11 protein-coding genes and 2 tRNA genes are annotated in these 11,926 nt (G+C 39.3%); 2 read left to right on the top strand and 11 right to left on the bottom strand.

From position 1 onward, the window contains the following. Nucleotide 1: 1 nt before the first annotated feature. From recJ to CVV44_23300, 11 genes are all read right to left on the bottom strand, one after another. A complete protein-coding gene (recJ, locus tag CVV44_23250; protein ID PKL35142.1) occupies nucleotides 2-2,068 on the bottom strand; it encodes a single-stranded-DNA-specific exonuclease RecJ in 2,067 nt (688 codons plus the stop codon). Next, nucleotides 2,069-2,740 carry a hypothetical protein gene (locus CVV44_23255; GenBank protein ID PKL35143.1) on the bottom strand — a complete coding sequence of 224 codons (672 nt, stop codon included), beginning with the start codon at nucleotides 2,738-2,740 and terminating at the stop codon, nucleotides 2,069-2,071. 80 nt (nucleotides 2,741-2,820) lie between these two features. Then, on the bottom strand, nucleotides 2,821-3,522 hold the full coding sequence (locus tag CVV44_23260; GenBank protein PKL35144.1) for a hypothetical protein: 702 nt from the start codon (nucleotides 3,520-3,522) through the stop codon (nucleotides 2,821-2,823). Continuing rightward, on the bottom strand, nucleotides 3,519-4,346 hold the full coding sequence (locus tag CVV44_23265; protein PKL35145.1) for a Nif3-like dinuclear metal center hexameric protein: 828 nt from the start codon (nucleotides 4,344-4,346) through the stop codon (nucleotides 3,519-3,521). The genes CVV44_23260 and CVV44_23265 overlap by 4 nt, the downstream gene beginning before the upstream one ends. Before the next feature lie 76 nt (nucleotides 4,347-4,422). After that, nucleotides 4,423-4,779 carry a VanZ family protein gene (locus tag CVV44_23270; protein PKL35146.1) on the bottom strand — a complete coding sequence of 119 codons (357 nt, stop codon included), beginning with the start codon at nucleotides 4,777-4,779 and terminating at the stop codon, nucleotides 4,423-4,425. Between the two features lie 15 nt (nucleotides 4,780-4,794). Then, complete coding sequence (locus tag CVV44_23275; GenBank protein ID PKL35147.1) at nucleotides 4,795-5,829, bottom strand: tRNA preQ1(34) S-adenosylmethionine ribosyltransferase-isomerase QueA; 1,035 nt, start codon at nucleotides 5,827-5,829, stop codon at nucleotides 4,795-4,797. Between the two features lie 69 nt (nucleotides 5,830-5,898). Further along, nucleotides 5,899-7,068 (bottom strand): hypothetical protein, encoded by a 1,170-nt coding sequence (locus CVV44_23280; GenBank protein PKL35148.1) that lies wholly within the window; start codon nucleotides 7,066-7,068, stop codon nucleotides 5,899-5,901. 49 nt (nucleotides 7,069-7,117) lie between these two features. Further along, a complete protein-coding gene (locus CVV44_23285; protein ID PKL35149.1) occupies nucleotides 7,118-8,011 on the bottom strand; it encodes a site-specific tyrosine recombinase XerD in 894 nt (297 codons plus the stop codon). A 146-nt stretch (nucleotides 8,012-8,157) separates the two neighbouring features. Next, complete coding sequence (locus tag CVV44_23290; GenBank protein PKL35150.1) at nucleotides 8,158-8,931, bottom strand: macrolide ABC transporter ATP-binding protein; 774 nt, start codon at nucleotides 8,929-8,931, stop codon at nucleotides 8,158-8,160. Beyond that, nucleotides 8,924-10,021, bottom strand: coding sequence for a hypothetical protein (locus CVV44_23295; protein PKL35151.1), 1,098 nt, complete (start codon nucleotides 10,019-10,021; stop codon nucleotides 8,924-8,926). Before CVV44_23295 ends, CVV44_23290 begins: the two co-directional genes overlap by 8 nt. Beyond that, on the bottom strand, nucleotides 10,012-11,385 hold the full coding sequence (locus tag CVV44_23300; protein ID PKL35152.1) for a hypothetical protein: 1,374 nt from the start codon (nucleotides 11,383-11,385) through the stop codon (nucleotides 10,012-10,014). Before CVV44_23300 ends, CVV44_23295 begins: the two co-directional genes overlap by 10 nt. Before the next feature lie 290 nt (nucleotides 11,386-11,675). Here CVV44_23300 and CVV44_23305 point away from each other — a divergent pair. Together CVV44_23305 and CVV44_23310 are read left to right on the top strand one after the other, a co-directional pair. Then, a tRNA-Thr gene (locus CVV44_23305) sits at nucleotides 11,676-11,748 on the top strand. 7 nt (nucleotides 11,749-11,755) lie between these two features. Next, nucleotides 11,756-11,837: transfer RNA gene (locus tag CVV44_23310), tRNA-Tyr, on the top strand. The last annotated feature ends 89 nt before the right edge of the window (nucleotides 11,838-11,926 follow it).

The following is an 11,926-nucleotide window of genomic DNA, read 5'->3' on the forward strand; positions in this document are numbered from 1 at the left end:
ATCAGGCAGAAACATCCATATCGACGATAACCATTCGTGGATAAAGATTCCCTCTGAATTTATTAACTTCCAGTGTATAAACCAAATCTACTCCGCCGGTCTTATTGAAATAGTCCACCATTTTATCCGCCTGGCCCCACCCGATTGCTGTTAAGCCTCCATTACCTTCAATGCCGTATTTGCCATGGTTTCCGCTCTGACCAAAACGGCTGAAGCTGTTTATCCGAACATTCCTGGTAATAAAAACAGGATCCTCATTTCCTTTTCCATATGGCTCTAAAACGGAAAGCGATTTAATGAAATAACTGCTGACGTCTTTGATAGACAGCTCTGCATCGATAGCAATATTTGATTCTATAACCGGAGTCGTTTTAATCGATTCCATGATATTATCGATTGCCTTTCCCAGATTTTCTTCTTTAATTGTAAAACCGAAAGCCTGACTGTGCCCTCCTAAGCGGTCAAACAGTTCTGCATGTTTTTCAACTATTTCGAGCATATTGAAATTATTGATGCTTCTTCCCGACCCTTTAACCATACCATCTTTTGCAGGAAATACCGTAACTATCACAGGCTTTTTCAATAAATCAGATATCCTGTTGGCAATAAGTCCGGCAAGGCCATCGGGTATTTCAGAATATTCAATATGGACCATGTTATGGGAAACATGGATTTTGCCTTCACTAATATCCCGCTCAATATTGCTCTGTATATTTGAAACAAGATTTTTACGGTCCTCATTCAGTTTTTTTATGGATTTAATGATTTCAAGGACAATGGAGGTGTCATCTTCCAAAAAAAAATCGGCAGTGAGTTGCGCTTTTCCGAAACGCCCGGGAGTGTTGAGCAAAGGCGCTATATCCCAACCGATGGTTTTGGATGTTACAGCATCATCGGTGACAAGGCAGGCAAGTCCTGTATGTTCAGTTTTACCAAGGAACTTCAGACCATAATGGGACAACACCCTGTTCTCTCCCGTCAACGGCATTACATCGGCTATACTGCCGATTGAAACAAGGGCCAGGGAAAACTGAATAAATTCAAGAACCCGGGGAGAGTTGAGAACCTGCGCTTCCTGAAAGAGTATTTTTAATCTGTCTATTTTTCTGTGATAGATCGTATCTTTAATTGCCGAACGGGAAAATAATTTTTCAAGCCTGTCCGGTGTATTCTGTGCCCCATCCTGCATTGCCACGGGAAACAGGTCCCATAAAGACAGGTAATTTATGCTGCTCCTGGTTTGCTGCATCATCTTCTTATAGAGCGATTCTTCGTGATACAAAACGTAATCGCCATCGTTCAAACCTTCGGCTATCTTAACTACGTCTTCAAATACACTCGTTTCCTCTACAGGACCCGGAGTATAATTAAGTATCTTTGATGTATAATATTTTTCGTTTTCGGTTGTGACAAGAAGAAATGATTTATTGAATGAGGGCAGATAACTCAATAATACTGCATATCCCACTTTAAAAGCGACACCAACGCCGGCTAGGTGTTTGAAAGGATACTGGCATGTATGCTTCTTGGGATTGACTATTACAGCATCGGGTAGTAGTTCATCGGGTTCATGATGATCGGTAATTATGACATCAATATTTTTTTCACGTATACAGGCTATTTCATCAATATCCCGGATACCGGAATCAACGGTTATAAGAAGCGTGATATCGGCATTTATGAACTCCTGTATTATATTCCTGCTCAGCCCATATGCTTCATCATTCAGAGGAAACCTGTAAAATATTTCGATAGAAAACTTCTTGAACAGGTTGTAAAGAATTGTCAGAGAAGTTAAGCCATCCAGATCGGAATCAGCAAAAATACCTATCTTTTCCTTCCCGGAAATCGCCTTTCTTATTCTGTCCACTGCGGGGAATATACCTTCCAGTAAAAAAGGGCTATGCATGGAGGAAAGCCGTGGGAATAAATAGCTATCAATATCCTCAAAGGTTGATACACCCCGATTATGCATTATTTCAATAATTTTTTTACTTACATTAAATATGCCGGAGAGCTTCTCCGCATCGGGACTGGAGTGTTTAGGTAGATGCCAGTTCTGTTTCATTTACTTATTATATAATTGCTCAAGGCTCTTCTGTGCAAGACACACTGCTTTATCATTCATGGCCTTAGAAATAGAATCTACTTTAAAACTTTCGAAAGCCGTCGATAAGGCAAAAATCGCATCTCTGAATTTTTTTATTTTCAGGTCATCGATGGTTATTTCTCCGTGTATCTGTTTTGCAGCAGTTTCAGAATCTATTCTGATTTTAAGTGAATCTGTGTTAAAATACCTGGCGATCTTCATGGCACGGATTATTGCGACAAAGGGTACGTATTTATTTTCCTGTTTGCCAAGGTATGTTGAAATTTTGCCCACCTGACGATTTTCTTTGTCATAAATGATTATGCCAATACCGGACTCAAGAGTTTCGTGATTAGTGTAACCGGCAATGTATATCGACAATTGAGAGGAAACAGGAACAGCGGAAAGTTCTGCTCCAGCCAGAATCAGTTTAATCTCGGAATCATCGTGATCTTCGGTTTCCGGCGTATTCTTTTTCTTAAGAATTATTTTTTTCCGGGAAAGCTGCTTTTCATATTTGCCCAGAATAAGCCTGGCCTCCTCTATAACACCGACGACATCATTTATTTCACAGGAAGCGAGTTCGGAAATTTTATCGATGGTTTTTCCTTCGGCAAGTAATTGCAATACCCTGTCAATACTTAGCAGCATAATATACCTTTCACATTGATGATTTTATCAGTGTCACTGACAATAAATAATACGATTTCAAAGAAAAAAAACACAACAAATTATTGCTTATAAATATATCTTCCACAATTTGTGCAGCTGACGGTTTTTACGGAACTAGATGCATCCTGGGCAAGCTGCGATGGTATCTGGAAATTACAGGTTCCGCAAATCTCGCCATGCACTTCGCCTATTGCCTTGCCATCTTTTGACTGGAGCAGTTTTGTGAACCTCGATTGATGGGAAGCATGGAGGTTCGGTAATAATGAATCAAAAGAATTCTTGTTTGAAGAAACAATTGAATTATAATTTTGTATATCATTGTTTAATTTTTCAACACTTTTTGCTGTTTCCGCTTTTTGTTCCTGCAACAAGGTCTGTTCGGCCAATATTTCATTTTCCATGATCTCCAGGCTCTCCATCAATTCCAGGAGATGTCCTTCGAGTTCTTCATCATCAGATTTTACTTTTTTCATTTCATTGTCAAGAGCTTCCATCTCTCTTTCCGTTTTTAGCTGTATCCTTCTGCTTTCAAGTTTTTTTATGCGATCATCGAGTTCATTCAGATGGAGTTCTTTCTCCCTGAGATCGGCCTTCCCTGTCTTTAAATCCTGGCTCATCTTCAAAAGCATTTTTTCTTTTTGTGCGAGTTCATTTTCCCAGTATGTGATATTTTTACTGCAACGCTCTATTTCTTTTTTAGCCAGTGAAATATTGTCCCAATAACGCTGCAGCTCGATCATGATTTTGATATCTTTATTCATATAATATCCGGATAAACTTTGAAGGGATTTCTTTCATTTACTGATTTAATTAATCTGAACTCTTTTCCCTGTGGAATATTTGTCAAGCATTCATCAATGGTTCGCATTAAAAATTCCAGAAGTATTTTTTCCGTACCGAAGTGTCCTGCATCCACTATGGATATTCCATGATCCTGGCCATACTTTGCGTTATGATAATTAACGTCGCCGGTAATGATGCAATCTATATCATGGGATTCCAGTATCTTTTCGATACTCCCGCCTCCAGCTCCGTTTAAAATGGCTATTCTGGATATACTGCAAGTAATATCCCCGGTGTAAATCAGATATTCCAGGTTTAGTGTTGCTTTTATGTGTCTCAGCAGATCCTGGAGAGACACATTATTTTCCAATTCTACAACTGATCCGAATCCAACATCATTCCCCTCATCGAGCTTCCTTTCCGGGAAAAGGATCTGTCTGCTCACGAATCCCAGTTTTTCTGCGAGCTTGTTATGGAATATTTTATCAAGGTTTGTGTGAATTGCGAAAAGACTAATACGATTACTGATACATTGAATGATAATTGACGACCTTGGTTCTTCTGAATGTATCCTCGAAAGAGGCTTAAAAAACAAAGGGTGATGGGATATTATCAAATTACAGTTTTTCTCCAGGGCTTCTTTGATCGTAATCTCATCAACGTCAAGTGAGAAAAATACACCGGTGATGTCTTCTTGAGGGAATAGTATTTGTTCACCGGTATTATCATACTTCTCCTGGAGAGCCGTGGGAAATATATCATTTATTATATTTATGAATTCCAGTATTTTCATCGGCAGCATGGAAAAAAAGCAATAGTAAGTCAAGCGATTGGGATTATTATAGAAAAAGACTGTTCAATGTAAAGATATTATTTTTTTATTCACTGGATCTATTCATAAAAGACGATTTATAGAATACTTTCTTACCAAGTAAAAACAGGATTATTCCGATGATATCGGCCAGCAAATCTGACAATGCAAAAGTCCTGTAAGGAAGGAAGTACTGTATCAATTCTATCAGAAATCCATATACCGCGAGGTACAGGACCAGGGAGACGGGAGAATTTTTATAGGCTATGCTGCCCAAAAGGGATAAAACAAAAAATGCGACGCCATGGAGTATCTTGTCGTTTATCGATTCTGTTCCGGGAACCGGGCTGGGAATAAGTGCGGCCACCAGTATACCCGTGTTGGCAAGCCAGAAAATTATTCTGAAAAATTTACCACTATGCATCTCGGATATACACCTTTAAGTGATAATCATGGCATCACCGTAAGAGAAAAAATTATATCTCTCTCTCACCGCTTCCTGATAAGCCTGTTTTATCTTATCATAACCTGCGAAAGCTGATACAAGCATTAACAGGGTTGAATAGGGAGTGTGAAAATTGGTGATCAATGCATCTATAGATTTTATTTTATAGGGAGGATATATGAATATCTCCGTTTCACCATATCCGGCCTTATAATTGCCGTTATCGTAACAGCTCTCAAGTACGCGAAGTGAAGTCGTTCCCACTGCGATAATTCGCCGGTTTTCCCTTTTCGCCCGAGCCAGTGATTGGGCCGTTTTTTCCGGGAGGATATATCGTTCATTGTGCATTTTATGCCTGGCGAGATCGTTTTCTCTCACAGGCTGGAAGGTCCCCCAGGATACATGGAGAGTAAGAAAATGCTGTTCTATTCCCTTTTTTGCGATTATATCCATCAGGTCGTTAGTAAAATGGAGTCCAGCCGTGGGAGCAGCAACTGCCCCGCTCTCCCGGGCGTAAACTGTCTGGTATCTTTCCGCGTCATCTCCTTCATGCTCTCTCTTGATATAGGGCGGGAGAGGAATTTCTCCGATTTCATTTAAAACATCATCATCAAGGGAGCAGTTGCATTCAACCCTGAGATAGTCGTCCACACGATCCATAACTTTTAATTCTATTGCATGATCTTTATCGACTTGGAGCAGTTCACCCGGGTTCATTCTTTTGGTTCTGTTGCAGATAACGAGCCACTCCGTGTCATTGATGCGTCTCGTCAGTATTACCTCAATTTTCCCGCCGGTTTTTCTCCGGCAGAATATCCTGCCCGGAATAACTCTCGCATCATTGAAAACGAGGATGTCCCCCTCATGCAGTTCCGCTGGAAGATCACTGAACACGGAATGTCTGAAATCTGAAGATTTTCTGTCCATGACAAAAAGCCGGGATTCATCCCGTTTTTCCCGGGGATATTGAGCAATCAGTTCCTCGGGGAGGTGGAAGTTAAAATCTTCCAGTGTATAGTGAGGGTTCATATATGTCGTAAAACAGCATTAGAAGATTTCTGTCAAGAATTTGAAAAATAATTTGAGGTTTATTTTAAATTACCGTGAAGCATATCGGTCTTTCCCTTTACCGTTAAGCTTCGCTATTTTTGTGTCATGATAATAGTAATTGAGTATCTTTTTATATGAGGCTCCATTTTCAGCCTGGCCTTTAGCACCCCACTGGCACAAACCCACACCATGCCCCCATCCATGCCCCTTGATTTTCAGGCCGTTTCCCTGTTTTATAGATGTAAAATAGAGACTTTTTATCATTTTGGTAGGGAATAGTAATCTGAATTCATTGCCGTTTAAATTTATAGTTCCTGAATTGCTCTTGACCCGCACTTCGACAACACGACCATCTTTTTTATAAAAGGCGATATTTTTTATTGCTCCCATGCTCTTATATTTGACGCTGAGATGCTGTTTTATTTCATCTATGGTGATAAAAATCTCCCACATGGCATTGGGAGAATTGCTGCAAAAGGGACAGCGGACACTTTTCAGATATGGAAGATCATTCCCTATCCAGACATATTTATCATCTACCGTCCGGCCGCCGCAGGCAGAATGGAAATAAGCAACTATCGGTTTGTAGTTATCGACTATCACTTCACCGTTTGTTTTCATAACCGCTTCTGAAGTCGACTCAGTCTCTACAGATATTCCTTTGTATACCTGAAAATTTGTTGTAGCATCAAGATCATATATACCCTTTTCGTTGGATTTATTTGACAGATGATAATAGGCATAGGTTCGCGCAGCTACAGCCTGTGCTTTCAAGGCCTCCATGGGCCATGAGGATGGAATCTCGCTGGGTACTACACTTTTAATATAATCTTCCATTCTGATCAGATTTATAACATGCAGGTTTCCCAGAACATTGGTAATCTCGATAGACCCGCGATAAGCTGTATTCTGAATAGATAAAGGACTATTCCATGATTCAATAAGTACCCTGGATTTTATTTTATCCGGCGTAATTTTTACGATTCCCCGGGATGCATCATAAACAATACGGTTATCTTTGAGGTCAGTTATCCGCATTCTTGCTTTCGATGAGATGGTAATCATATCATGAGACTTTAATAACAGCACGCGGATATATTCTGAATCCTCGGCAACTGAGTGTCCTTTTTTCTTCAGATATTGCTGCGAAGGTGTGCAGGAAAAAATCAGAGTTACGATGCACAGCGCAAATATATCAATAAAATAAAATTTTTTCATATCCCCTCAAAATAAAAGAGGGGGTATCCCCCCTCCCGTATTACCAGTGTTATCCCTTCGGATGGTACTGCTTGTGTATCTTTTGCAATTTTTCTTTTGCAAGATGTGTGTATACCTGCGTGGTCGAAATATCCATGTGTCCCAGCAATTCCTGGACAGATCTCAGATCAGCACCATTTTCTATTAAATGAGTGGCAAAAGAATGACGCAACGTATGCGGTGTGATATTCTTTGTTATTTTAGTTCTTACAACGTAATTCTTAAGAAGCCTCCACACCGACTTCCTGTTCAGCTTTGAGCCTTTTTTGCTTACAAAAAGATACTCACTCTCGCGGGTACCGAGAATGTCCTGTCTTGAATCCCTGAGATATTTCAGGAGCAGTCTTTTAGCTTCTTCATTTACCGGAACGATACGTTCCTTGTCCCCTTTCCCGATAATACTCAGAAAAGAATTTTCAAAATCCATTTCGTCAATTTCCAGGTCTACTGCTTCACTTATGCGCAGTCCCGATGAATACAGTAATTCAAATATGGTTTTATCACGCAATTCATAAGGATCTTCTTCGGATATGGAGCTGAATAACTTATCTACTTCTTTAATTGTAAGAAAATCCGGAAGCGTCTTCTCTATATGGGGAGATTCAATCTTAGTAGTAGGATTATCAATATTCACCTCAGTATCGGACAGAAAGTTATAAAACTGCCTTATAGCTGCAAGCGATCTGGCCAGGGTTCTGGTCGAGTTTTTCTTTTTTGTTTTCTCAAACTTTAAAAACTGCTGAACATCTTCCTGTGTTGCCGCCAATATATCTTTGTTTTGTGACGTCAGATATTCACTGAACTTTTTAAGATCATAGGTATACGAATAGATCGAATTGGGAGAGAGACCCTTTTCTACCTGTAAAAACCTTTTAAATCTACTTATTGCCTGCGTTTCTTTCACTTGGGATATCCTCCAGGTACGTAGTAATCCCACTCCTATACTATTAATACAACTTTTTACCAGGAAAGTTAAAATAAATTTTCTTATTTATTTCAATATTAATATCGGATATGCCGGTATTATGTCTTAATAAAAGGAGGATAAAATTATTTATTTTTAGCAGATTTAGTATTTTTTTGCGATCTGGATTGCGGGATTCTTCTTTTTGAGACAGGTGAATCTTCAATTATCTGCCCGTCACGGAAAACGACTTTACGTTTTGTATATTCCGCCACTTCAGGTTCGTGCGTTACCATAATTATTGTAATGCCCTTTTCCTCATTGAGGCGGGTAAACAAATCCATAATCTCGCTCGTGTTTTTAGTATCGAGATTACCGGTCGGCTCATCGGCCAGGATAATGGCTGGATTGTTTATAAGAGCCCGGGCTATGGCTACTCGCTGTTGTTCTCCTCCTGAGAGTTTATTAGGGTGATGGTCCTCTCGGCCGGAGAGCCCAACCTCGGCAAGAAGACCCGATGCCTTTTTGCGCAAATCACGGGGGTTAACACCTCCCCGGTAAAACAGGGGCAATTCAACGTTTTCTAATGCCGAAGTCCTGGAAAGAAGATTGAATCCTTGAAATACGAAACCTATTTTCCTGTTCCTTATTTCTGCCTTTTCATCATTCGTCAAAGAACTGCCTTCAATGCCATCAAGAATATAAGAACCCGACGTCGGAGAATCAAGAAAACCAAGTATATTCATGAATGTCGATTTCCCTGAACCGGAGGCTCCCATAATGGCAATGTATTCACCCAATGCAACATCAAGAGAGACCCCTTTAAGGGCCTTCACACTCACTTCATCGCTGAGTTTATATATCTTCTGAAGATCCTTTATTTCTATAATTTTATTCTTTTTAGTTTTCTTTTCACTCATTAGATTTTACAACCTTTACCAGAACTTCTTCTCCGTCCTTTAGATTCTTAATGATTTCAGTATACATGTCCCCGGAAAGGCCCGTCTCAACTTTAACCTTAATAAGTGGTTTATCCTTGACAAGATTTTTGTTTTTTATCCATACAAATTTTCCGCCCTGCGTTGAAAAATCTTCAACGTTGGGTGACACCAGAAATGCCTGGTTCGGCACATATAAAACTTTTTCCTTCTTCGCCACGATTATAGTCGAAGTGGCGGTCATTCCAGGACGTAAAAGCAGCTCGGAATTGTCACATACGACCATTGACTGATATGTTACCAGATTATCTTTCATTATCGGATTCAATGAAACGTTTTGAATTGTTCCGGTAAAGTTTTTTTCAGGATATGCGCTTACCGTAAATGTTACCTTAAGATCTTTCTTAACACTGCCTATATCAGATTCGTCGATATTTATCGTTAGCAGCATTTTACTTAAATCAGGAGCAATAAAAAAAAGGGGTTGATTCGGCTGAACGAGAGAATTCTGTGTAATATCATTTGAAAGTATTATTCCGCTGATAGGTGAAACTATCCTGGTCTGGTTTTTCTGACTCAGTATTTCATTGTAATCAATCCTGCTGAGCTTATGGTCATTGAGGGCTGTCTGATATTCAAGTTCTGCCATTTCAAAGGCCTGCTTCGAAATCAAATTATCTTTATATAAACTGGATTTGCCTTCATAATCTCTTTTGGCTGCCAATAGTTTGAGTTCCGTACTTTCCAGTCTTGTTTTCAGTTTCAGAATTTTAGGATCAATATCTGATGATTCAATTAATGCGAGCAATTCCCCCCGTTTCACTCTCTGGTCGGGATTAACATAAATTTTCTGGATAAACCCGTCTATCTTGCTTAAAATAGTTCTTTTATCCTGAACATCCAGAACACCAGTGGCGGCTACGGTCTTTATAACCTGTCCGACTTTTGCCTTTTCAAAAGAATATTCAACCTGGGATGAATTTCCGCAAATTTTTGTTAAAAGTAACAATGCAAGAATGCAAGAGATTCCTGCAATTGAGTAAATTAATTTTTTATTACCTTTTATTTGCATAGGGTTTCCTCTTCAACTCCTGCTGTTCTGGCAAGTAATGCTAATGATAAATAATACTTATATATGGCTGAGAGATAAGATAGCTCCGACCTGATAACACCCATCTCAGCTTCCTGTAGATCGAGCAGCGTGCCAATGCCTTTTTCATAACTTTTAGAAGCAAGAAGAGCATGTTTTTTTGAATTATCAATTATCAGCTGTGACATCTTTGCCTGTTTATCCAGCTCATTCAGATCCACAATGTAATTTTCAATATTCTTTTTAAGATTAAGGAGTATCTCTCTTTCTTTATAAACCATTTTATTATATTGTGCTTTTGCAGCATCCACTCGTGCCGAGATTGCTCCACCATAGTAAACAGGAATTGATGCTGTCATTGTTCCGGTGAAAACCGGCTCCCAGTTGTTAGCTTTGAAGGTATCGGAAAATTTTCCTTCGTTTGTATTAAATAGATATAAAACTTTACTTTCATATCCCAAAGCAAAGACGATGTCTACCTTGGGATAATGTGATTCATTTTCAATTGCAATGTTGATTTTACTCAAGTCTCGCTGTAGTGCCATGGCACGCACTTCAGGATTGTACAATACCGCAAGTTTGTTTATTTCATCAATGGAGTATTTCAAAGGAGGCAGATTTTCTTTTGATATGGATACGATATTGAGTTCCATCTCACCCTTAATGCCCATTGCAGTATACAGCTCCGAGCGCCTGATCCTTTCATCATTTTTTGCCTTTTCGTAATCAAGTGTTGCCTGGGCCACTCCCACATCGGCCTTGCTGACGTCAAGCAATGGACGAAGACCATTTTCGTAGAGCTTTTTAGAAAGAACCTTTTTTTCTTGAAATTTTTCCAGCAATTTCTTCATGAGGTCAAGGGTATCCTGGGAGTATAAATATTCATAATAGGCTTTTTTGACATTAAAAATGATATCATCAGTGACAAATTGAAATTGAGCCTTGGCAAGATTAACGCCAATTTTTGCCGATTCTTCCATCTTTTCCTTTTTACTGTCAAAAATGGTGTAGTTTGCTGAAAGACCCGCGAATAATCCAATATCCGTATCTTTTCCAGGTATTCTGAAATTACTGTCCGATGAGGCATTTGCTTTTAATCGCTCGACTGTTTTTGCCTGTCCATTTATGATTATACTTCGGTTGGCTTTTGATATCTGGTAATCGGTCAGACTTATATTGCTGTCTTCCTGCGCGACTAAAAGATCGGGATGATTCTGCAGTGCAATTTTTATACAGTCATCGAGAGCTATTACCTTGTCCTCAGTCAATGCCGGGGATGGGAAAATAAAAAGGCTGGAAAATAATATGACCGCGATAGCTAATGTTGTTTTTGCTTGATATACCATTTTAAAATGCTTTTTAATTTAGGATTTTAAATATTATTATCTGCATGCAAATAATATAGTAGAAAAGAAGATTCAGGTACACGTCTAAATCGATATAAAAGACTAACAATTATTGATCAGAATGTCAATACATATTCACTGGATTAAATAGTTCAATCATTTTTTCCTGTCCGCATTCTTTTGTGTCACTCGATATATTGGTGGAAGGCCTGATGAAAAAATAAAAATAAAAAATATATTGACAGTAATGCTTATATCTTTTTTAAGTACATTATCCTTAAAAGCAAACTGCTGGCGTAGCTCAATCGGCAGAGCAGCTGATTTGTAATCAGCAGGTTGGGGGTTCAACTCCTCTCGCCAGCTCTTAATCGGTGAGGTTCCCGAGTGGCCAAAGGGAACAGACTGTAAATCTGTCGGCGCAGCCTTCGATGGTTCGAATCCATCCCTCACCAAAGGAAAAAGGGGGGTGTCTCAAAAGGGCACCCCTTTTTGTATTTTTGGATGTCCCGGAACCGGGACAAGGTGAATGCAGGAGGGGGTT

It is taken from the genome of Spirochaetae bacterium HGW-Spirochaetae-1, from assembly GCA_002839375.1.
GTDB lineage: Bacteria > Spirochaetota > UBA4802 > UBA4802 > UBA5550 > PGXY01.

Bases quoted from the DNA above. Each gene is read 5' to 3' on its own strand.
- CVV44_23295 (PKL35151.1), bottom strand. From the start codon at position 10,021: ATGCAAATAAAAGGTAATAAAAAATTAATTTACTCAATTGCAGGAATC.
- CVV44_23290 (PKL35150.1), bottom strand. From the start codon at position 8,931: ATGAGTGAAAAGAAAACTAAAAAGAATAAAATTATAGAAATAAAGGAT.
- CVV44_23300 (PKL35152.1), bottom strand. From the start codon at position 11,385: ATGGTATATCAAGCAAAAACAACATTAGCTATCGCGGTCATATTATTT.
- CVV44_23260 (PKL35144.1), bottom strand. From the start codon at position 3,522: ATGAATAAAGATATCAAAATCATGATCGAGCTGCAGCGTTATTGGGAC.
- CVV44_23270 (PKL35146.1), bottom strand. From the start codon at position 4,779: ATGCATAGTGGTAAATTTTTCAGAATAATTTTCTGGCTTGCCAACACG.
- CVV44_23275 (PKL35147.1), bottom strand. From the start codon at position 5,829: ATGAACCCTCACTATACACTGGAAGATTTTAACTTCCACCTCCCCGAG.
- CVV44_23280 (PKL35148.1), bottom strand. From the start codon at position 7,068: ATGAAAAAATTTTATTTTATTGATATATTTGCGCTGTGCATCGTAACT.
- CVV44_23265 (PKL35145.1), bottom strand. From the start codon at position 4,346: ATGCTGCCGATGAAAATACTGGAATTCATAAATATAATAAATGATATA.
- CVV44_23255 (PKL35143.1), bottom strand. From the start codon at position 2,740: ATGCTGCTAAGTATTGACAGGGTATTGCAATTACTTGCCGAAGGAAAA.
- recJ (PKL35142.1), bottom strand. From the start codon at position 2,068: ATGAAACAGAACTGGCATCTACCTAAACACTCCAGTCCCGATGCGGAG.